This window comes from Mesorhizobium sp. WSM4887 (assembly GCF_029625865.1).
Classification (GTDB): Bacteria; Pseudomonadota; Alphaproteobacteria; order Rhizobiales; family Rhizobiaceae; genus Mesorhizobium.
Genome location: NZ_JARTVP010000002.1, coordinates 267,450 through 287,291, shown reverse-complemented (window position 1 = coordinate 287,291; position 19,842 = coordinate 267,450). Strand labels below are relative to the sequence as shown.

General features: G+C 62.4%; 19 protein-coding genes. 14 read left to right on the top strand and 5 right to left on the bottom strand.

The features are described from left to right. Positions 1 to 38: 38 nt before the first annotated feature. Genes P9230_RS09590 through P9230_RS09555 form a run of 8 tightly spaced genes read left to right on the top strand, consistent with a single transcriptional unit; the run spans position 39 to position 6,567 of the window. Positions 39 to 839, top strand: a complete 801-nt coding sequence (locus P9230_RS09590; protein ID WP_245322488.1) for a substrate-binding domain-containing protein — start codon at positions 39 to 41, stop codon at positions 837 to 839. Beyond that, positions 836 to 1,369 (top strand): c-type cytochrome, encoded by a 534-nt coding sequence (locus tag P9230_RS09585; RefSeq protein ID WP_095799423.1) that lies wholly within the window; start codon positions 836 to 838, stop codon positions 1,367 to 1,369. The genes P9230_RS09590 and P9230_RS09585 overlap by 4 nt, the downstream gene beginning before the upstream one ends. Continuing rightward, positions 1,366 to 2,379, top strand: coding sequence for a cytochrome c oxidase subunit II (coxB, locus tag P9230_RS09580; protein ID WP_245475448.1), 1,014 nt, complete (start codon positions 1,366 to 1,368; stop codon positions 2,377 to 2,379). Before P9230_RS09585 ends, coxB begins: the two co-directional genes overlap by 4 nt. Then, complete coding sequence (gene ctaD, locus P9230_RS09575; protein WP_082954049.1) at positions 2,376 to 4,352, top strand: cytochrome c oxidase subunit I; 1,977 nt, start codon at positions 2,376 to 2,378, stop codon at positions 4,350 to 4,352. The genes coxB and ctaD overlap by 4 nt, the downstream gene beginning before the upstream one ends. After that, positions 4,349 to 4,954, top strand: coding sequence for a cytochrome c oxidase subunit 3 (locus P9230_RS09570; RefSeq protein WP_067328539.1), 606 nt, complete (start codon positions 4,349 to 4,351; stop codon positions 4,952 to 4,954). The genes ctaD and P9230_RS09570 overlap by 4 nt, the downstream gene beginning before the upstream one ends. Next, the gene (locus tag P9230_RS09565; RefSeq protein WP_067328538.1) at positions 4,954 to 5,295 is read left to right on the top strand and encodes a hypothetical protein; all 342 of its coding nucleotides are present in this window, start codon (positions 4,954 to 4,956) and stop codon (positions 5,293 to 5,295) included. Before P9230_RS09570 ends, P9230_RS09565 begins: the two co-directional genes overlap by 1 nt. Then, a complete protein-coding gene (locus tag P9230_RS09560; protein ID WP_278118627.1) occupies positions 5,292 to 6,170 on the top strand; it encodes a cytochrome c oxidase assembly protein in 879 nt (292 codons plus the stop codon). The genes P9230_RS09565 and P9230_RS09560 overlap by 4 nt, the downstream gene beginning before the upstream one ends. Continuing rightward, entirely contained in the window at positions 6,151 to 6,567 is a 417-nt protein-coding gene (locus tag P9230_RS09555; protein ID WP_278118625.1) for a c-type cytochrome, read from the top strand. Before P9230_RS09560 ends, P9230_RS09555 begins: the two co-directional genes overlap by 20 nt. A gap of 30 nt (positions 6,568 to 6,597) precedes the next feature. On the opposite strand, the gene P9230_RS09550 is transcribed toward P9230_RS09555, so the two are convergent. After that, a complete protein-coding gene (locus P9230_RS09550) occupies positions 6,598 to 7,515 on the bottom strand; it encodes a hypothetical protein (RefSeq protein ID WP_066993843.1) in 918 nt (305 codons plus the stop codon). 325 nt (positions 7,516 to 7,840) lie between these two features. Between P9230_RS09550 and P9230_RS09545 the strand changes: the two genes are divergently transcribed. Together P9230_RS09545 and glf are read left to right on the top strand one after the other, a co-directional pair. After that, positions 7,841 to 9,013 carry a glycosyltransferase gene (locus P9230_RS09545; RefSeq protein ID WP_067328529.1) on the top strand — a complete coding sequence of 391 codons (1,173 nt, stop codon included), beginning with the start codon at positions 7,841 to 7,843 and terminating at the stop codon, positions 9,011 to 9,013. A gap of 2 nt (positions 9,014 to 9,015) precedes the next feature. Continuing rightward, positions 9,016 to 10,152, top strand: a complete 1,137-nt coding sequence (gene glf, locus P9230_RS09540) for a UDP-galactopyranose mutase (RefSeq protein ID WP_278118623.1) — start codon at positions 9,016 to 9,018, stop codon at positions 10,150 to 10,152. Positions 10,153 to 10,161: 9 nt separating this feature from the next. Here glf and P9230_RS09535 read toward each other — a convergent pair whose 3' ends face one another. The 4 genes from P9230_RS09535 to ftsZ form a co-directional block, all read right to left on the bottom strand. Beyond that, positions 10,162 to 11,340: a beta-glucosidase gene (locus P9230_RS09535; protein WP_278118621.1), complete on the bottom strand. Its 1,179-nt coding sequence runs from the start codon at positions 11,338 to 11,340 to the stop codon at positions 10,162 to 10,164. Positions 11,341 to 11,436: 96 nt separating this feature from the next. Beyond that, the gene (locus P9230_RS09530) at positions 11,437 to 12,267 is read right to left on the bottom strand and encodes an SIR2 family protein (RefSeq protein WP_278118619.1); all 831 of its coding nucleotides are present in this window, start codon (positions 12,265 to 12,267) and stop codon (positions 11,437 to 11,439) included. Positions 12,268 to 12,438: 171 nt separating this feature from the next. Further along, positions 12,439 to 13,692, bottom strand: a complete 1,254-nt coding sequence (locus tag P9230_RS09525) for a hypothetical protein (protein ID WP_278118617.1) — start codon at positions 13,690 to 13,692, stop codon at positions 12,439 to 12,441. 498 nt (positions 13,693 to 14,190) lie between these two features. Then, the gene (ftsZ, locus tag P9230_RS09520; protein ID WP_067328519.1) at positions 14,191 to 15,183 is read right to left on the bottom strand and encodes a cell division protein FtsZ; all 993 of its coding nucleotides are present in this window, start codon (positions 15,181 to 15,183) and stop codon (positions 14,191 to 14,193) included. 440 nt (positions 15,184 to 15,623) lie between these two features. Between ftsZ and P9230_RS09515 the strand changes: the two genes are divergently transcribed. The 4 genes from P9230_RS09515 (at position 15,624) to P9230_RS09500 (ending at position 19,602) form a co-directional block, all read left to right on the top strand. Beyond that, the gene (locus P9230_RS09515; RefSeq protein ID WP_278118615.1) at positions 15,624 to 16,871 is read left to right on the top strand and encodes an ABC transporter substrate-binding protein; all 1,248 of its coding nucleotides are present in this window, start codon (positions 15,624 to 15,626) and stop codon (positions 16,869 to 16,871) included. A 19-nt stretch (positions 16,872 to 16,890) separates the two neighbouring features. Next, positions 16,891 to 17,862 carry a YVTN family beta-propeller repeat protein gene (locus P9230_RS09510; RefSeq protein WP_278118613.1) on the top strand — a complete coding sequence of 324 codons (972 nt, stop codon included), beginning with the start codon at positions 16,891 to 16,893 and terminating at the stop codon, positions 17,860 to 17,862. A gap of 79 nt (positions 17,863 to 17,941) precedes the next feature. Continuing rightward, positions 17,942 to 18,730, top strand: a complete 789-nt coding sequence (locus tag P9230_RS09505; RefSeq protein ID WP_278113162.1) for an ATP-binding cassette domain-containing protein — start codon at positions 17,942 to 17,944, stop codon at positions 18,728 to 18,730. A gap of 11 nt (positions 18,731 to 18,741) precedes the next feature. Next, a complete protein-coding gene (locus P9230_RS09500; RefSeq protein ID WP_164750343.1) occupies positions 18,742 to 19,602 on the top strand; it encodes an ABC transporter permease in 861 nt (286 codons plus the stop codon). Positions 19,603 to 19,842: the final 240 nt, after the last annotated feature.

Here is a 19,842-nt window from a genome sequence, read left to right as displayed (position 1 = left end):
CGACGGCACTGGCGAAAAGATCCGCCCCGCGGGCCCTCGTGGCCGGTCTCGTCGCGTTGGTCTGGCTGGTTCTGGCCGGCGCGGCGGATGCGCGGGAACTGCGCGCCTGCGCCGATCCCAACAACATGCCGTTCTCCGACGCCAGCGGCGAAGGCTTCGAGAACAAGATCGCCGAGATCGTTGCGGCCGACCTTGGCGCGAAGCTTACCTACACCTGGTGGGCGCAGCGCCGCGGCTTCGTTCGCAACACGCTGAAAGCGGGGCTTTGCGATCTGGTGCTCGGAACGCCGGCAAATGTCGAAATGCTACGCACCACCTCGCCCTACTACAGATCCTCCTACGTCTTTGTCGCACGACAGGATGGACCGGACGTAACGTCCTTTAACGATCCACGGCTGCGCGACATGCGCATCGGCGTTCAGCTCATCGGCGATGACGGCGCCAATTCGCCGCCGGTCCAGGCGCTCGGCCGTCGCGGCATTGTCGGACATCTCGTCGGCTACCCGGTCTACGGCGACTATTCCGCTCCCAACCCCGCGGCGCGCATTGTGGAAGCTGTCGCGAGCGGCGAGGTCGACGTCGCCGTGGTCTGGGGCCCGCTCGCCGGTTACTTCGCTACGAAGCAAAAGGTGCCGCTCCGGATCACGCCGGTCACACCTCGCATCGATGGACCGCAACTGCCACTGATGTACGACATCTCGATGGGCGTTCGGCGCGAGGACGAGCGACTGCGCGGCGATGTGAATAGCGCGCTCGCCAGGCACAAGGCCGAGATCGACGCGGTTCTGACGCAATATGGCGTTCCGCTTCTCGACATCGCCGGGAGCCCGGTGCGATGAGGCTGGGTCTCGCGACGCTGCTGTCCGTGACGCTCGCCTTGGCGGCATGCCAGCGCGAGGAGCGGGACACGCGCCCGCAATCTTCGCTCGGCTCCGGCGGGCAGCCGACGCCCGTGACTACGCTGGAACCTGGCGGCCAAAGGCCCTCCCCCAGCAACAACAAGGCGGCGAGCTTCGAGGCGAACGCCTTTCATCTCAGCGAGGGCAAGCGCCTGTTCGGCTGGTTCAACTGTTCGGGATGCCACGCCAATGGCGGCGGCGGCATGGGCCCGGCGCTGATGGACCAGAAGTGGATCTATGGCAGCTCCATGGAAAGCATTCACGCCACCATCCGCGACGGACGTCCGAACGGCATGCCGAGCTTCCGCAACAAGATCCCCGACGATCAGATCTGGGAACTGGCGGCCTTCGTGCGTTCGCTAAGCGGCAACGCGCCCTCTTCCGCTGCGCCACAGCGAAATGACGACATGATGCCCCATCCGTCGGAAAACCGCATGCCGGATGCCGCCACGCTGGGGAAGTCGCCGTGAAAGGCCTCGCCTCGATGGCGTTTGCCGCGGCAAGCGTCCTTTCTCTCCAGGGATGCGCGGGCTGGCAATCGGCGCTCGACCCGAAAGGCCCCGCGGCGAGCGAGTTGGCATGGCTGATCTGGTTCTTCATAGGGCTTTGCTCGGTAGTGTGGGTGCTGGTGATGATCGCTCTCGCCGCACCGCTGTTGATGCGGCCACCCAGGCGCACCGAGCCGCTGATGCTCGACGCCAGCGCCGACCATCGCAAATTGCGCGTTGTGGTCATCGCTGTCGGGCTGACCGCAGCGACGCTGGTCGGGCTGACCCTGCTCAGCTTCTTGGCCAACAGGACGCTTGCGGCAATCGGCTCGAACGCTGCGCTCACCATTCGGGTGACCGGGCACCAGTGGTGGTGGGAGGTGCGCTATGAGGATGCCACGCCGAGCCGCATCCTGACGACGGCGAACGAAATCCACATCCCCGCCGGCGAGCCGGTGCGGCTTCTTCTGACCTCGACCGATGTGATCCATTCCTTCTGGATCCCAAGTCTGGCCGGCAAGCTCGACCTCATCCCCGGTCACATGAACGTGCTGGATGTCAAGGCGGACAAGCCCGGAACCTATCGCGGCCAGTGCGCCGAGTTCTGCGGCGCGCAGCATGCGAACATGGGCACCTTTATCATCGCCGAGCCGCGGGCAAAGTTCGACGCCTGGTGGAACGACCAGCTGCAGCCGGCCGCGGCCCCGACGGGCGACGAGGCGAAGGCGGGCGCGGACTTGTTTCTCAAGCGTCCCTGCGTGATGTGCCACAAGATCGGCGGCACGCCCGCGGGCGGAACGGTCGCTCCGGATCTCACCCATATTGCCAGCCGGCAAACACTTGCCGCGGGAACCTTGACGATGAGCCGCGGCAATCTCGCCGCCTGGATAGCCGACCCGCAAGGCATCAAGCCCGGCTCCCACATGCCGGTGGTTGAGCTCAATGGCGACGAGCTCAACGCGATCGTCGCCTATCTCGAGGGCCTGAAATGAGCAGCGCGGACCTGGCCAGCGAACGCGACCTGCCGCCGGAACGTGAGGCGACTGCCAAGGGCGACGTTGCCCCCGAACGTGATGGGCCGCGCGACACCGGCATGGACGATGCCAGCCTTCACCGCTGGCTCGCGCGCACATGGCGGACGCCGCCCGGCATCATCGGCGCGTTGTCCAGCGTTGATCACAAGGTCGTCGCAAGGCGCTATCTGATCACGGCATTCGGGTTTCTGTGCCTGGGCGGGCTGAGCGCCGTCGCCATGCGCATCCAGCTTTCGGGACCGCAACGCGGCCTGATCGGGCCGGACCTCTACAACCAGCTGTTCACCATGCATGGCGTCACCATGATGTTCCTGTTTGCCGTGCCCATCGTGCAGGCGACCGGCATCTATCTGGTGCCGCTGATGGTCGGCAGCCGCAACATCGCCTTTCCGCGCCTGAACGCGTTCAGTTATTGGATTTATGTCTCGGGAGGTCTCTTCGCCTGGGTGTCCTTCGCCCTTGCAATGGCGCCGGATGTCGGCTGGTTCGCCTATGTGCCGCTGTCAGGTCCCGAATTCAGTCCCGGCAAGCGCGCCGACGTGTGGGCGCAGATGATCACCTATACCGAGGTCTCATCGCTGGCGGTCGCCGTCGCGACCATTGTCACCGTATTGAAGCAGCGTGCGGCAGGCATGTCGCTGGACAAGATCCCGCTCTATGTCTGGGCGTTGCTGGTGACCTCATTCGTCGTCGTCTTCGCCATGCCGGCGGTCATGATCACCTCGACCTTCCTGATCCTCGACCGGCTGGTCGGAACGCATATTTTCAATCCAGCGGAGGGCGGCGACGCCCTGCTGTTCCAGCACCTGTTCTGGTTCTTCGGTCACCCCGAGGTCTACATCATCTTCCTGCCGGCGACAGGCATCGTCTCCGCGATCATTCCCGCTTTCGCTCGAAGGCCGGCGTTCGGCTATCTCGGGCTGGTCCTGTCGTTGATCGCGGTCGGCTTTCTGTCGTTCGGTCTCTGGGTCCACCACATGTTCGCGACGGGATTGCCGAAGCTCGGTGCAAGCTTCTTCACGGCATCCAGCATGTTGATCGCCATTCCCAACGGCGTGCAGATCTTTTGCTGGCTGGCGACCTTGTGGGACGGCAGACCGGTGATCCGCACGCCGTTGCTCTTCGTCTTCGGTTTCTTCTTCATCTTCGTCATTGGCGGTCTCACCGGTGTCATGCTGGCCTCGGTGCCGCTCGACCTGCAGGTGCACGACACCTATTTCGTCGTCGCGCATTTCCACTATGTGCTGATCGGCGGCTCGGTTTTCCCACTGCTGGGTGCCGCCTATTTCTGGTTCCCCAAGATCACCGGCCGCATGATGAGCGAGCGCCTCGGACGCTGGCATTTCTGGCTGGCCTTCATCGGCTTCAACGCGGCCTTCTTCCCGATGCACCTTGTCGGCCTGTGGGGCATGCCGCGCAGGGTCTATACCTATCCGGCCGAGCTTGGCTGGGGGAACATCAACCTGTTCATCACCGGCGGCGCGGTGCTCTTCTTCCTGAGCTTCGTGCTGTTCACCTTCAACCTCGTGCATGGCGCCTTGAAAGGCGCGCCGGCCGGCGACAATCCCTGGGATGCCGGCACGCTGGAATGGGCCACGTCTTCGCCGCCTCCAAGCTATAATTTCGCGCGCATTCCAATCGTCACGAATGTCGAGCCGCTCTGGGCCGAACGCGAGGCCCTTCCCGTCGCCACCGGCCTTCGCGTCGATGTGCGCGAGCTCCTCATCTCGACGGTGGCGGAAGCGCATCCCGATATCCGCGAGAAATCGGCGACGCCGTCGATCTGGCCCTTGTTCGCTGCGATCGCTGTCGGCGGCACCTTTCTGTATTCGATCTTCACGCCCTGGGCGATCGTCTGGGGCGCCGCGCCGATCGCGATCACCCTGATCGGCTGGTTCTGGCCGAAAGATACGCCGGAGGACGAGGAATGAAGCAGCGTCCCGCCGCCGATCTGTCGGGCCTGCCAAGCTTCGGGCTTGGTCCGCGCAGCCCGACCTGGTGGGGTACGCTCGGTTTCATGGCATTGGAAGGAATGGGCTTTGCGCTGGCGGCCGGCGCTTATCTGTATCTGGCGACCTTGTGGCCCAACTGGCGTCTGAGCGCCCCGGAGCCCAACCATTGGCCGGGAACGATCGTGACGCTGCTTCTCATCGTCAGCCTGGTGCCGAACCACCTCCTCAACCGCTACGCCAAGCAATGCGCCATCGGGCCGGTGCGGATCGGCATGGTGGTGATGTCGCTGCTCGGCAGCGCGCCGCTCATCGTGCGCTGGTTCGAGTTTCCGGCCCTGAACATCTATTGGGACACCAACGCTTATGGCTCGATGCTCTGGGTGCTGCTCGGCCTGCACACCATCCATCTGATCACCGATGTCGGCGACACGATCGTTCTGACAGTGCTGATGTTCACGCGCCACGCCTATAGCGGCCGGCGTTTCGGCGACGTCGGCGACAACGTCTTCTACTGGGATTTCGTGGTCTTGACCTGGATCCCGATCTATCTGCTCATCTACTGGGCCCCGAGGCTAGGCTGATGCGCGCGCTGCGTTTGGGAACGTCCTGGGGTGGTCTTGTGTCGGGGCCTCTGGCCTGGGCCATCTCTACGCAGCTGAATTACGCGCTGGTGCCCTGGCAATGTAATCGCCAGGTCCCGGTGGTGCTTTCCGTCGCACTGGTGCTCATGGTGTTTTCGCTCCTCGGCGGCGTCCTGTCGTGGCAGGCGAAGCGGCAAGGCGGCGCCGCCTTCAAACCGGAGCGTACACGCAGCACCGAGCGATTCATCGCCGATCTCGGCATGCTTTCGGCTTTGCTGTTTGCCCTCGTCATCGTCATGCAGGCCAGCGCCGCGCTCATCCTCGACGAGTGCCTGCGATGAGTTTCGAGGCGTTCTTCTCGACCTCGATCTGCTACGGCGCCGGCGCGCCCGAGACCGGGTGGACGCTTGCCCTTCCCATCACGCTTCCGCTGGCCGCGCTCGCGCTGGTCTATGCGACCGGCGCCAACCGGCTGTGGCGCCGCAGCAGCCGAGGCCGACCAGAGCGGATACGACAAACCTTGCTGTTCGCCGCAGGGTGGTGCGTGCTGACGGGAGCGCTGGTCAGCCCGATCCATGCGCTCGGCGAGCGCGTCTTTGCCGCTCACATGATCGAGCACGAGCTGCTGATGGCGCTGGCGGCTCCGCTGCTGGTTGCAGCCCGCCCCGGCGCGGCACTGGTATGGGCATTACCGGTCGCGTTTCGGCAGAGAACGGGAAGGCTCACGCATGGCAAGATGCTGCAGGCGGTCTGGGCCTTCGCCAGCCGCCCTCTCAACGCAACAATCATCCACGCGATCGCCATCTGGATCTGGCACATCCCGTTCCTGTTCGAGGCAGCCCTGCAGCGGGGCGTGCTGCACTATACCCAGCATGCGAGCTTCCTCGGCACTGCCTTGCTGTTCTGGTGGGCGCTTCTGCCCCGTTCCGGTCGGCAGCAGGCCTATGGCAGCGCCGTCATGCATCTCTTCTTCACCTCGATGCACACCGGCCTGCTCGGCGTGCTGCTGCTGCTGTCGCCCAAACTCTGGTATCCGGAAAATGCCGGTGGCGCAGCGCTGTGGGGTTTAAGCCCGATCGAGGACCAGCAGCTTGCGGGTCTGGTGATGTGGGTTCCGGCTGGCCTGATCTATGGCGGAGCCGCTTTGCTGCTCGCCGGCCTCTGGATAAGCAAGAGCGGAACCAGGGAGGCGACGCATGCGCTCCGATCTAGCTAGACTGATCGCCGGCGCCCTCGCCGCCATGATCGCAGTTGCCGTAGCCGTCGCCGCCGTGGCCTTATGGGCCGACCGGCGTGATCGTGTCCGGCACGAGTCGGACGCGGCAACCGGCGGCGTGGGCGCGCGCGCCATTCCGATCATGACCGCGAACGGCTGCTCCGGCTGCCATACGATCCCTGGCGTGCCGGGCGCGCAAGGTCAGGTCGGCCCGCGCCTCGACGCCAGCCTCGCCGGCCGGGTCATTATCGGCGGCGTGCTGGCGAACAATCCGGAGAACCTGATCCGCTGGATACGCGGCGCCAGAGAGATTAATCCGCACACCGCCATGCCATCGACGAGGATCACCGAGCAGCAGGCGCGTGATATCGCGGCCTATCTCTATGCTTTGAAATAATTGAACCCCGCCGCGCCGGAACCCGGACTGTCACGCAACCTTCGACAGGACACTGATATCGCATCTGGCGAGGCCATATCGCCAGCGATGGTTCGTCGCCGCGACACGGCTCTGATAAAAAAGCGTGAGCTGTTCGCCCTCGATCATGACGGTCGAGTGACCGTTTTCTCCTGGCCCGCCTGGATCAAGAACCGGACCTATCGAGACGTAGGGTCCGGTAACCTCGGCGGCGATGGCGAAAAACACGCGTTGTCGGCTTCCTCGCGCTCCCCGCGGAAGGAAGCACGTGGCGTTCAGAAGCACGCGGCCATCGGGGAGCTCGACCAGTTGGGCGCCTTCGATCCCCCACTCGTAGTCGGGATCATCGCGCGTATTGTGGTGTGGGATCTCACTATGGTCGAGGATCCTGCCCAGCCGCTTCCAAGGTCCGAACCACGAGTCCGACTGGCTGCGCGCCAGGTAGACATCGGGTTGCGGCACACGACTGAATTTCGGCATGCCGGAATAGACGATGTAGCGCTTGCCGCCGATGATCGCCGGATGCGGATCATAGATCCCATCTTCGTCCGTGCCAGGGATCGACAGGATTGCCGGGTTGAGCACCACCCAGTTGAAGCCATCATTCGACACCGCGTGCTCACAGCGGCCGCCGGACTTCATGAACTCGGTCTGGATGAACATGTGGAAGACGCCGAGCTCGTAGACAACACCGGGCGCGGCAACGCCCGATCCTGTGACAGGAAGCTCGATGGGCTCGTGCTCCGTCCAGGGACCATGCAGCTCCGGCGCGGTTGCGTGAAGTATCTTCCAACTCTCGGTTGTTACCGTGCCGCTCGAGCCGAAGACGTGCCAAAGCCTGCCGTCAAAGACGGGGCATGGATCCTTGAGATCATCCACCGCCTGCGGATGGAAGAGCGGGAACACATTCGTCTCGAACTCGATCTTCATCACTTGCCCCATTAATTTCCGGCCGTTTGAGGCTCGTTTGGCTCCGGTCCAGGCGAATCGTTGGAGCCGTCGAACAGCTTAGCTGCCCATGCTACCGAAATACGGCCACCGAGTGACCGTCCCCAAGAACCTGCGTGCGAATCTTGGCTCCACCTCCCAAAGGGGCAGCAGCACCGCGGCATGATCCTTCGCCGCTTTAACGGTTCGCGGCTGGAACAAGTTATTCGACGGAAAGTTAGACGGAAAGGTGGATCTCGCCTCCGCTGCCTGCGATTAACAAATGTTAATCGCAATATACACCGTTCTGCCACTAGGGAAAATTTGTATGGACGCGGCAATAAGAATACCAACTCGCAGAAAAACCACGAAGACGCAAGACTTACTGGTATGCTTCTCTCATTTACGATGGAATTTTGTCTATCAGCGTCCACAACATATTCTTACCTTGGCCGCGAAGGAACATGAGATTATCTATTTCGAGGAACCTGTTTTCGAGGAGCGCTCGCATCCTTCGATGCGTTTCTCAGAGGTGGCGCCGGCAATTCGGGTCGCGACTCCTCTGCTTCCAATTGGCACAAGCCCGGCCAGAGCTGATGCCGTGCAGCGCAAATATCTCGACCGGATCATCGCTTCGACGCCGCACACTAACCTGACCGCCTGGTACTACACGCCCATGGCCCTACGCTTCAGCGCGCACATCAATTGCGATGTCTGCGTCTATGACTGCATGGACGAACTTTCGGCGTTCAAGAATGCGCCAACCGAGCTGGCCATGATGGAGCGAGCCCTCTTCGGGCGCGCCGACGTGGTCTTCACCGGCGGCTTGAGCCTCTTTGAAGCGAAGCGCTGCCAACACCGTGCCATCTATCCGTTTCCGAGCAGCATCGACGTCAGCCACTTCCACAAGGCAAGGACACCCGGCAAGGACCCGGCCGATCAATTCGGCATCCCTCATCCACGGGTGGGCTTCTTCGGCGTCATCGACGAGCGCCTCGACATCGATCTCGTGGCCCAGGCCTCCAAGGCCATGCCGGACGTGCATTTCGTCATGCTCGGTCCGGTGGTCAAGATCGACCCGAGCAGCCTGCCGACAGCGGGCAATCTGCATTGGCTCGGCGGGAAAGCCTATGCCGATCTTCCAGATTATCTGCGCCACTGGGACGCCGGCTGGATGCCGTTCGCGCTCAACGAGGCCACACGCTTCATCAGCCCGACAAAAACGCCGGAGTTCCTCGCCGCTGGCCTGCCGGTGGTTTCAACAGCAATTGTCGATGTTGTGCGAACCTACGGCGCAGCCGGGCTCGTCGACATAGTGGACGCCGAGGACGTCGACATCAAGCTGCGATCCGTCCTTACCCAATCGCGCGAGGCGCGGCTTCAGCAGGTCGATGCCTATCTCCGGGACATGTCCTGGAAGCGCACATGGAATGGCATGGCCGCTCATATTAGGAACGCCAGTGCTCGGAAAAAGGTCGTCCCGTTCCGCAGGAGCGCCTGACCATGTTCGACTGGCTGATCGTCGGCGCCGGCTTCGCCGGCAGCGTTCTCGCCGAACGGATTGCCTCGCAGCGGGGAGAAAGTGTTCTCCTCATCGATCGCCGCAATCACATCGGGGGTAACGCCTATGACTGCTACGACGAAGCAGGCATCCTCATCCACCGCTACGGGCCGCACATATTCCATACAAACGCGCGGTCCATCGTGGATTATCTGTCACACTTCTCGACATGGCGGCCGTATGAACATCGTGTGCTGGCGGCGGTCGACGGAATGCTTCTCCCGATCCCCATCAATCTCGATACGATCAACCGCCTCTATGGTCTCGATTTGGATCCGGTGGAACTGGAAGACTTCTTCGCGTCTCGTCGCGAGACCATCGAGGAAGTCCACACGGCCGAGGACGTCGTGGTCAGTACCGTCGGGCGGGAACTCTATGAGAAATTCTTCCGCGGCTACACCAGGAAGCAATGGGGCGTAGACCCCTCCCAGCTTAGCAAATCGGTAACCGCCCGGGTTCCGACCAGGACCAACCGCGACGACCGCTACTTCGGCGACAGCTTCCAGCACATGCCCGCGAACGGGTACACGCGCATGTTCGAGCGCATGCTCAACCATCCCAATATCAAGATCATGCTGCAGACCGATTATCGTGAGGTCCGGGACCGGATTCCGTTCCGCAAGCTGATCTACACCGGCCCTGTCGACGAATTCTTCGACTGGAGACTTGGCCGCCTGCCGTATCGCTCACTGCGTTTCGAGCACGTGACCGTCGACTGTGAACAGTTCCAGCCGGTCGCTGTGGTCAACTATCCGCAAACGGAGGACTTCACCCGGATCACCGAGTATAAGCATCTGACCGGTCAGAAGAACGCCCGGACAAGCCTCACCTATGAATACCCGACCGACATTGGCGATCCATACTATCCGGTGCCCCGGCCGGAAAACGAAGCGCTCTACAAGCAATATGAAGCCTTGTCCGCCAGTCGCCCGGATGTCTGGTTTGTCGGACGCCTTGCGACGTACCGCTATTACAACATGGACCAGGTCGTGGGTCAGGCTCTGGCTACTTTCGCCCGCATTCAGAAGACGGTCCCAATTGGAGGCGCCTTGCAGCCGGCAATGGCTGTGCCGGGCTAAAGCCGCTTGCTACTCCGGCATGCAAGGCTGCGTGGATCGAGAATGCTGGCCAAACAGCCTCTGCTGCCTCGCCAGTTCATCGGCCATCGGCTGACGGGTGCGACGCGATCCATCCGCATGGATGACGGAGAAAAGGCCAACTTCGGCGTGGCGTGAATTGTCCCATCCCGGGTAAGCCGTGATCGGATAAAGGCAAATACCCCCGACGGGCGCGCCTTGGTTCATAGCCTCCCGCACCTCGTCGCATACATAGTGAAGCCATGCCGGGCCCCCCGATCCCTCCGCACCTGTCTCTGCAATGTACATCGGCTGTCGGTAGCGTTGGGCGACCTCGACGAGCATTTCCGACAGAGCCCGGTATTCGTGATGCCCCATCGGGATTGTTGGCCCGTGCAAGTACCACTGATTGTGCGGGTAGAAATTCAGACCGATGACATCGATGAGATCTTCGCTGCCGCCAAGCTGCGGCTCGACGCGCCCCATCAGCATGTCGTACGCTTCGAACTGTCCTTGACGGACTTTTTCAGCCGCCCGCATTTCCGCGCGGCTTCGATCGCGCGGCGCGATGTGAATAAGCGGCTCGGCCCAGATGAACCGGCATTCTGGATCCGCTTGGCGCATGGCTCGTATGCCTTGCACGGCAGCCTTGACGAGGTGGCGTTTGAACCAACCCCTTCGCCTTGGGCCGGCCGGTGGAAAATAGCCCACTTCGACTGCCCAGGCGAAGAACGATATCTCGTTGATCGGGCAGACGAGCGCAGGCTTCCCGCTGACGGCCCGATGCAACCGGACAGCTTCCGCTGCGAAATCGGCATAGCGCTCGATCAGCTCCGTCCCGCCCTGGTCAAGATAATCGGGGGTTCCGTAGTGAAAGACATCCCAGATGACCTGAACGCCGGCGAGATTTGCCGCTTCAATCATCGGCGCCCAACTCGACCAATCGTACACGCCCGGCGCCTTCTCGATCAGGTGCCAGCGTAACCCGTCACGAACAGTTCTGAGCCCAAGGTTCGCGCAGCCGCGATAGTCGCGTTCTGCGTGAGAATCATGGCCAGTCGCCCGCACGAGATCGAGACGCACGCCATCCTTTCGCCGGTGCGAGGAGCATTCGAAACCGCCCATGAAAAAACTGTCGAATGTGACCGCGCTGGCAGCCGGATTCACGTTTGGGCTAACGGCTTGCGGCACATTCTTACTCCTTGCATTGGCCGGACGGTCGACCAACGGCCGAAACCCTCTTTGGGTTGGGCAAATTCTTCGTTCTTGCCGCGTGCTGAACGGCGTTCAGCCCAGCGTGATCTCCTGATCGTTCACAACCTCGGCCAGCCGACTGAGGAAACTCACGAGGCCGGGTTCCGGATCGTCGTTGTCGCCTGTGAGCACGGAAATACCCCAACGCCCCAGCACGGCTTCTTCGACGGGGTCTCGGCTCGCCATGAAAATGTATGACGGCGGCCGATCCGCCTCGTAGCCCGATCGGTTCCATGTCTGCCAAAGCCGATGCAACAGCAGCCGGATGTTCAGGTCCGACAGGCTATAGCCGACGAACAGAACCGTGCTGCCCAGCGCATCGGAACGAAACCGCACATCGAGCGGCGAATCGAAGGATAGCCGATCGAGATAGTCGGTTTCCGTAAGGACCAGCGAGGAATCGTCATCGAAGTCGCCGTGGAATTTCACGATGCACGCGACGTCCCGGCGAGCCTTCGAGACATCCCGAGCATTGGCCACCTTCACGTATGCGCGGCCGTGTATCTCAAAGGCGACTTCGAGGTTCCGGTCATAGTTGGTGGTGTAGATCACCGGAAAATCCAGCGCGACGATCAGACGATGCAGTTCGGACTCCCGAATCTTCTCCCTGGTCACGGTCCAGTGCCTGTCCATCCAACTGCGCAACGGCCCGATGCTGCCGTGCTTGATCCGGTAATACTCGGCCAGGGTTTGGAAGCGATCACGCGGTCTTGCTCCATCCAGGCCGAGTTCGCTCGCCATGCGCTCAATCAGCTTCTCCCAGGAAGGCAGCCCGACGCTCATCGAAACACCAGCGCCGACAAAGAGCACCGCATTGCGCTCTCGGATCGCTTTAGCGAGTGGAAGAATCGGGTCCTCGTTCATTGCCGAAGCTGAGTGGGCTGCCGCGGGTGGGGCATGACGCATACTTCCGAACCTGGAGGTGGATGAAGTGTTCCCCGCTCAGCCGTGAAAATCCAGAAGACGCCGATACTCAGGTCAGACTCGCCGAAAACAATGCGCAGGCAGGGACAGGCGGCTTGGCTTCGGTCCCTCTCAGCATCGGCGAATCGCCAGCGCGACGTCGGTCGCGAACGGTGGCACCTCCAGCTTCAACCTACCGTCCGCTTGCGCCCGCCATTCCGCCGCTTGCGTGCCGGCCGCAGTATCCCAGCCGACTATGCGGTAGCTACCCGGAGCCAGCCCAGGCAGGTCGATCATGACGGGCTCGATTTGCACGTCGGCCTGCAGCATGCCGTTGGGCCCGATCGTTTCGGGCACCAGCCACGCCACCGCCTGGGCATCGTCGCCGCAGGCTACCGCCGCGACATCGGGGCGGGAAACCCGCACCCGGCCGCCGAGATGGACACGTCGGAACCGACTCCAGTCGATCAGCGGCAGGAAACCCGCCAGCGAGCGCTGCGCCCGCCGCATGCCGGGTGTGAGCACATGCGGCGTACGGTTCGGCCAGCGCATGCCGCCACCGGCACCGCCGGCAGCCAGGTGCGCCCATTGCATATGGCGGAAATATTCGTCATCGAACGGCTCCGGCAGCGTGATCTTCTTGTCCTTGAAGGTATGGATCGGGCCATGTTCGCTGTCGAGGAACGGCCGGCCATCGCGAGTTTCGGCCAGGGCCTCGCCGACGATCCGCCCCAGGCCGAGCGCCGGGGCCACTGTGTCGCGGGGATGATCGATCGTGCCTTCCTCGTAGATGTGGAGGGAGGCGAAGTCGAGATCCGGATGCCGGAAGATAGGTTCGCGGAGCGGCATGTGCGCCCGCCAGCGAAGCTCCGGTCCGAAGAGCGAAACCGTTTGCGGGTGAGAGCGGCCGTAGAGCGAAATCTCCAGCCGGCGAACGAAAGCACCGAGATCGTGGATGAAGTTGCCGAAATCGTCGGCGCTGCCTTCGGCCTGCTCGGGATGGATCTCGTTCCAGAGGTCCCAAGCGAAGAGCGCGCCGCTGCCGCCCCATCTGCGGACAGCGAATTCCAGCCTTGCCTTGATGGCGCGGCGCGTGGCCGTGCAGACCAGAAAGCGCGAGGGCTGATCCAGCACGCCGCCGTTCCTCTGATTATAGGGGTGATGACGCCAGTGCCGCCACTGCCAAAATGTATCGAACGGGGTGAGCAGTATTCTCAAACCGTGCTTTTCACAGAGACGAAAAAGATCGTCCCACAGCCGCACGATAGCAGGAACGAAGCGACCGAGCGGCCGCTCGAAGTAGCGGTGGCGGACCTGAGCATATTCCAGCATCAGCCTGAGGCAGGTGACGCCGCTTTGCTTAAGCCAGCGGAGGTGAGCCTCCACGCCGGCTATGTCCTTGCGCCGGAACAGCCCATTTAGCTCAGGCCAGCTTATCGCGTCATTCTGCCCGATTGGCATCCACGGCTCGCCGTCCTCAGTGGCGAAATATGAGCCGGCCACCGTGATCCACTGCAGACCCGCGGACCGGACAGCGAGTAAGCGCTCCGCGTCACTGGTCGTGCTGTCCGTTAATCCCGTGTTGTCCAAGTGGCTTTCCGGTATTCCCCAAGGCACTCCAAACTGTCTCAGGGGAAAAATGTTCACCGGCGCCGGAGCAAAAATCGCAGCCCGCCCGGGCCTCATCGCCGAGAGAATGGCCCGTTATTAAAGAATGGCCAGCTGATCTGCTCCAGCTTCGCTCGACTGAAAACCCTAGCTAGGATCCGCTCGCCACCATCCCGGCCGTAGGGGCCTGGGCAGGCCACCGAAAGCCAACCAAGTCAAGTCATAGCGACGAGTAGAGATTCGCCGGCGGGATCTCGCCAACCAGGAAGGCCGGCTTCAGGCGATCCTCTGCTGAAGCTGCGGCATGTCTTCGCTCTTCCGCAGACCCGTTGCGACGACCGACACCCGAAACTTTCCGGCCAACGCCTGGTCGAAGATGGCGCCGACGATAATGTCGGCGTCGGCGTCGACCTCTTCCCGTATCCGTGTCGCGGCTTCGTCGACCTCGAAGAGCGTCATGTCCGTGCCGCCGCAGATCGATACCAGCAGGCCTCTGGCGCCCGTCATGGAAGCCTCATCGAGCAGCGGGTTGGCGATTGCTGCCTCGGCCGCCGTCCTTGCGCGGCCCTCCCCCGAGGCTTCACCGGTTCCCATCATCGCCCGGCCCATGTCCCGCATCACCGACTTCACGTCGGCAAAATCGAGATTGATCAGACCTTCCTTCACGATGAGATCCGTGATGCAGCCGACACCGGCGTAGAGAACACGGTCCGCCATAGCGAAGGCATCGGCAAACGTCGTCCTGGCGTCGGCGACCCTGAAAAGGTTCTGGTTGGGGATGACGATCACGGTGTCGGCGCTTTCGCGAAGGCGTTCTATGCCCTCTTCGGCGGCCTGGGACCTGCGCTTGCCCTCGAACGTGAAAGGCTTGGTAACGACAGCCACCGTCAAAATGCCGGCATCGCGCGCCGCACGCGCAATGACGGGCGCGGCGCCAGTCCCGGTGCCGCCGCCCATGCCCGCCGTGATGAAACACATGTGCGTTCCCGCAAGATGATCCATGATCTCGTCGATGGATTCCTCGGCGGCCGCGCTGCCGACGTGGGGGAGAGATCCGGCGCCCAAGCCCTCGGTCACATGCGCACCCAACTGGATCAGCCGCGGCGACTTCGACATGGTGAGCGCCTGGGCGTCGGTATTGGCGACCACGAACTCGACCCCCTGCAGGCCTTCAGCGATCATGTTATTGACGGCGTTTCCGCCAGCGCCGCCGACCCCGACAACGGTGATCTTAGGTCTCATCTCCAGGATTTCCGGCTTGGCAGTCATTGTGATCTCTCTACGGGACGCAGTGGCTGCGCCAGAGCAACTAGCAAACGAATCAGATGGTCCCGCCAAGATCAGGGAATCAGAGGACAGGCCTCGCCGCAAGATCAAGCTGAGGGCGTCAAATCACCAAGTTTGCTTCAGCAGCGCCATGGTTCCCGAGCGCAACCCTGCGTGAACCGGTGCCGGTGCGGGGGGCGACGAAAGACAAATGGTTCAGTCGAAGCAGCCCGCGTCCTCTTCCCTGAGATACGTCCGGGCCGCTTCGGACCTTCGCGCGGCCAGCTGCCCTGAGGACCGCGATCCGTCGCAAGCAGAGCCGGAGACGTCCTGCTCACGAGGTTGATAAATCCCGCCGGTTCTCTAAGTTCGCCTTGGGGCACCTTGACTTCGCGCTGGTCCGGCAAACGATCGGACTTAGGCGCAAGAACGGTAATTCGTCGATGACAAGCGCGGTGTCGGGCACCTTGGCGACCCTTTTGTGCTTTCTGGCCCTGACCGCTGCTGCTCCACGTGCGTTCGCCCAGCAACCGACCGTGCAGCCGGCCGGAGCGATCAAGCCGGACGAGAAGATAACCGAAATCAAGATAGGCTATTTACGGGCCTACGCGCCGCGCCTGACGCTTTCCCTGCTGGACGCCCCGCCGCGTGACGAAGGTGTCGCCGGCGCCAATGTCGCCATTGGCGACAACAACACCACGGGCAAGTTCATCAAGCAGAAATTCAGCCTCGATGTCACCGAGATAAAACCGGAAGCCGACGCGGTTCAGGCATTCAACGCGTTGATTGCCAAAGGCGAACGCTATGTCCTCGCGGACCTCTCGGCCAAGCAGCTACTGTCGATCGCCGACATCGCCCGCGACAAGGGCGTGCTGATCTTCAACGTGGGCGCCACCGACGACAGACTGCGCGAGGAGGACTGCCGCATAAACGTCTTCCACATCGCGCCGACGCGAAGCATGCTCGCCGACGCTCTGGCGCAGTATCTGATGGTGAAGAAATGGCCGAACTGGGTGCTGCTCTACGGCTCGCATGATGAGGACCGCCTCTATGCCGACGCGTTGCGCCGCGCGGCAGCCCGCTTCGGCGGACAGATCGTCGCGGAGAAAGAATTCAAGGATACCGGGACGGCGCGCCGCACTGACACCGGGGCGACGCAGATACAGCAACAGATTTCGGTATTCACGCAAGACCTGCCGGAGCATGACGTGCTGCTTGTGGCCGATGAAAGCGAGGTGTTCGGGACCTACGTGCCCTACCGCAGCTGGATGCCGCGGCTCGTCGCAGGCACGGCCGGTCTTGTGGCGTCGTCATGGCATCCCGCGAGTGAACAGTGGGGCGGCATTCAAATGCAAAATCGCTTCCTGAAGACGGCAGGCCGGCGAATGCTGTCCAAGGACATGTCGGCCTGGACGGCCGTGCGGGCCGTCGGCGAAGCCACCACGCGCACCAATGGTGACGATCCGAAAAAGATCAGCGATTACATCCGCTCGGACGACTTCTCGGTCGCCGCGTTCAAGGGACAGAAGCTGACCTTCCGCAAATGGAACCTCCAGCTTCGCCAGCCGATCCTGCTTGGCGATGCCAAATCGGTCGTCTCGACATCTCCCCAGGAGGGCTATCTCCACCAAGTCTCCGAACTCGACACCCTCGGCATCGATCAGCCGGAAACGAAATGCGTTCTCAGGTAGCGCCGATCGGGAGGAATTCGTGCAGAGCCGAGCTTGCGTACTCGCCATTCTCGCAACCGGCGTCATGGCCGGCCCGGCATCGGCCTACACGGCCTATGTCTCAAACGAGAAGGACAATACGATGACCGTCGTCGATACGGCGACCATGCAGGTGGTCAAGACCGTCGACGTCGGCCAGAGACCGCGCGGCATCACCATCTCGCACGACGGCAAGTTCATCTATTTGTGCGCCAGCGACGACAATACGATCCAAATCATCGATACCACGACGCTGCAGGTCGTCGGCACGCTGCCCTCCGGCGACGATCCCGAATTGTTCGTGCTTTCGCCCGACGGCAAGACGCTCTACGTCGCCAACGAAAACGACAATCTGGTCACCGCGATCGACCTCGACAGCAAGCAAGTCAAGTCCGAGATCCCGGTCGGCGTGGAACCCGAAGGCATGGCCGTCAGCCCCGACGGCAAGACCATGGTCAACACCTCGGAGACCACCAGCATGGCGCATTTCATCGACACCGAGAGCCACGAGGTAACCGACAACGTGCTGGTCGACACGCGCCCGCGCTTCGCCGCGTTCAAGCTCGACGGCTCGCAGGTCTGGGTCAGTGCCGAGATCGGCGGCACCGTCAGCGTCATCGACAACGCCAAGCGCCAGGTCGTGAAGAGGATCAAGTTCGCGATTCCCGGACTGCGAGCCGAAACCATCCAGCCGGTCGGCATCGCCATCAGCGCCAACGGGAAGAAGGCCTATATCGCGCTCGGCCCGGCGAACCATGTCGCAGTGATCAACACCGAAACCTACGAGGTGGAAAACTACATTCTCGTCGGACAGCGCGTCTGGCATCTGGACTTCACCCCCGATCAGAAGACACTGATCACAACGAACGGCAATTCCAACGACATCACTTTCATCGATACGGCGACCGAGGAGCCGGTTCAGTCGGTCACCGTGGGTCAGCAGCCGTGGGGCGTGGTCATATCGCCCAAATAGAAAAGCAGCCGAAAGATTAAGGCCTGAAGCCGGGGCCAAAGACGTCGAGCGCGCTAGATAGCATCCTGAAGGAGCATCCATGCAGCATGCGAGGACGGCGAAAACGGGGATCGGAGCGGCGGCACTCGATGTCGCCGGCGTCAGCCATTCCTATGGCCCGAAGCGGGCGCTCAACGACGTCTCGTTCTCGATCGCGCCGGCGACTTTCACCGCCCTTCTCGGTCTCAACGGCGCCGGCAAGACGACCCTGTTCTCGCTGATCAGCCATCTCTACGACACGCGCCAGGGATCGATCCGCATCTTCGGCCATGACGTCAGCCGTGCGTCCGGCGAGGCACTCAGGCGGGTCGGCATCGTGTTCCAGTCACGCACGCTCGACCTCGACCTGAGCGTATACCAGAACCTCTCCTATCACGCCTCGCTGCACGGCATCGGGCGGCACGAAGCCCGGCAGCGCATTGCAGCGCTGATCGAGACGGTCGACATGCAAGGCCGTCAGCATGACAAGGCTCGCAGCCTTTCCGGCGGCCAGATGCGGCGCATCGAGATCGCCCGGGCGCTGCTCCATCGCCCGTCCCTGCTGCTGCTCGACGAGGCGACGGTGGGTCTCGACATCCAGTCGCGCGCGGGCATTCTTGCCACGATCCGCAAGCTGGTCGAAACCGAGGGCATCGGCGTGCTTTGGGCCACCCACCTGATCGACGAGGTTGAAGATGGCGACCATGTCGTCGTGCTGCGGCAAGGTGACCTGGTCGCCAAGGGCAAAGTGGCCGAAGTGGTCAAAGCGAGTGGTGCCGCGTCGATCCGCGACGCCTTTTCCAAACTCAGCCGCGGCGAAGCAGCCGGCCAGGCGGAGATCTCGCCATGAGCACTCCCGCAATGCCGGAAAAGGTCGCCGCCGTCACCCCGGTGAAGTCCGACGCGTTCGGCTTTCGTCACTACCTCATCTGCCTCAAAGGCGTCGTCGTGCGGGAAGGGCTGCGCTTCCTGCACCAGCGCGAGCGCTTCATCTCGTCGCTGGTGCGACCGCTCGTCTGGCTGTTCATTTTTGCCGCCGGGTTCCGGCAGGTGCTCGGTGTCTCGATCATCCCGCCCTACAAGACCTACGTGCTCTACGAGGTCTACATCACGCCGGGCTTGTGCGGCATGATCCTGCTGTTCTCGGGCATGCAGTCTTCGCTGTCGATGGTCTACGACCGTGAGATGGGCAATATGCGCATCCTGCTGGTCAGCCCATTTCCCCGCTGGTATCTGCTGGTGTCGAAGATGCTCGCCGGCGTCTCCGTGTCGATCGCGCAGGTTTATGCCTTTCTGATCGTTGCCTGGTTCTGGGGCGTCAAGGCGCCGCCGCTCGGTTACCTATTCGTGCTGCCGGCCCTGTTCCTGTCGGGGATGATGCTTTGCGCGCTCGGCATGCTCCTGTCCTCGATGATCAAGCAGCTCGAGAATTTTGCCGGGATCATGAACTTCGTGATCTTTCCCGGCTATTTCGCGTCGCCGGCGCTCTATCCTTTGTGGCGCATCCAGGAAGCGAGCCCGCTGCTTTACAAGCTCTGCCTCGCCAACCCCTTTACCTATGCCGTCGAGTTGATCCGCTTCGCCTTCTACGGGCAGATCGATTGGGTGTCGCTGGGCGTCGTCGCCGGCTGCACGCTGCTGTTTCTCGGGGGGGCCATCATCGCTTATGACCCTTCGCGCGGACTGATAACCCGCAAACAAGGCGCGGGAGGAAACGGTTGATGGAACGGATGCGCCTGGTTCGCAGCCTGGTTGCGGCTGTCATGCTCATGCCCCACGCCGGCGCCACGGCCGCGAACACCGATCCGGACTGGGCCCTGCATGCAGCGCAAGGTGCCGCAACTGGTCGCCGGGGTGAGCTTGATCGAACGGGAGAGACACGAAGCTAAGGAACTCATCCCTGAGCTAGGCAGTTGTGTTTTGTTCCTGGGTTTTGGCCGTTTGAGAACCCAGCGTTTCATT

Excerpts from the sequence above, each read along its gene's own strand:
- P9230_RS09500 (WP_164750343.1), top strand. The coding sequence starts at position 18,742 with ATGCCGGAAAAGGTCGCCGCCGTCACCCCGGTGAAGTCCGACGCGTTC.
- ftsZ (WP_067328519.1), bottom strand. The coding sequence starts at position 15,183 with ATGACTGCCAAGCCGGAAATCCTGGAGATGAGACCTAAGATCACCGTT.
- P9230_RS09550 (WP_066993843.1), bottom strand. The coding sequence starts at position 7,515 with ATGAAGATCGAGTTCGAGACGAATGTGTTCCCGCTCTTCCATCCGCAG.
- P9230_RS09515 (WP_278118615.1), top strand. The coding sequence starts at position 15,624 with ATGACAAGCGCGGTGTCGGGCACCTTGGCGACCCTTTTGTGCTTTCTG.
- P9230_RS09585 (WP_095799423.1), top strand. The coding sequence starts at position 836 with ATGAGGCTGGGTCTCGCGACGCTGCTGTCCGTGACGCTCGCCTTGGCG.
- ctaD (WP_082954049.1), top strand. The coding sequence starts at position 2,376 with ATGAGCAGCGCGGACCTGGCCAGCGAACGCGACCTGCCGCCGGAACGT.
- P9230_RS09565 (WP_067328538.1), top strand. The coding sequence starts at position 4,954 with ATGCGCGCGCTGCGTTTGGGAACGTCCTGGGGTGGTCTTGTGTCGGGG.
- P9230_RS09545 (WP_067328529.1), top strand. The coding sequence starts at position 7,841 with ATGGACGCGGCAATAAGAATACCAACTCGCAGAAAAACCACGAAGACG.
- P9230_RS09570 (WP_067328539.1), top strand. The coding sequence starts at position 4,349 with ATGAAGCAGCGTCCCGCCGCCGATCTGTCGGGCCTGCCAAGCTTCGGG.
- P9230_RS09560 (WP_278118627.1), top strand. The coding sequence starts at position 5,292 with ATGAGTTTCGAGGCGTTCTTCTCGACCTCGATCTGCTACGGCGCCGGC.
- glf (WP_278118623.1), top strand. The coding sequence starts at position 9,016 with ATGTTCGACTGGCTGATCGTCGGCGCCGGCTTCGCCGGCAGCGTTCTC.
- P9230_RS09555 (WP_278118625.1), top strand. The coding sequence starts at position 6,151 with ATGCGCTCCGATCTAGCTAGACTGATCGCCGGCGCCCTCGCCGCCATG.
- P9230_RS09505 (WP_278113162.1), top strand. The coding sequence starts at position 17,942 with ATGCAGCATGCGAGGACGGCGAAAACGGGGATCGGAGCGGCGGCACTC.
- P9230_RS09530 (WP_278118619.1), bottom strand. The coding sequence starts at position 12,267 with ATGAACGAGGACCCGATTCTTCCACTCGCTAAAGCGATCCGAGAGCGC.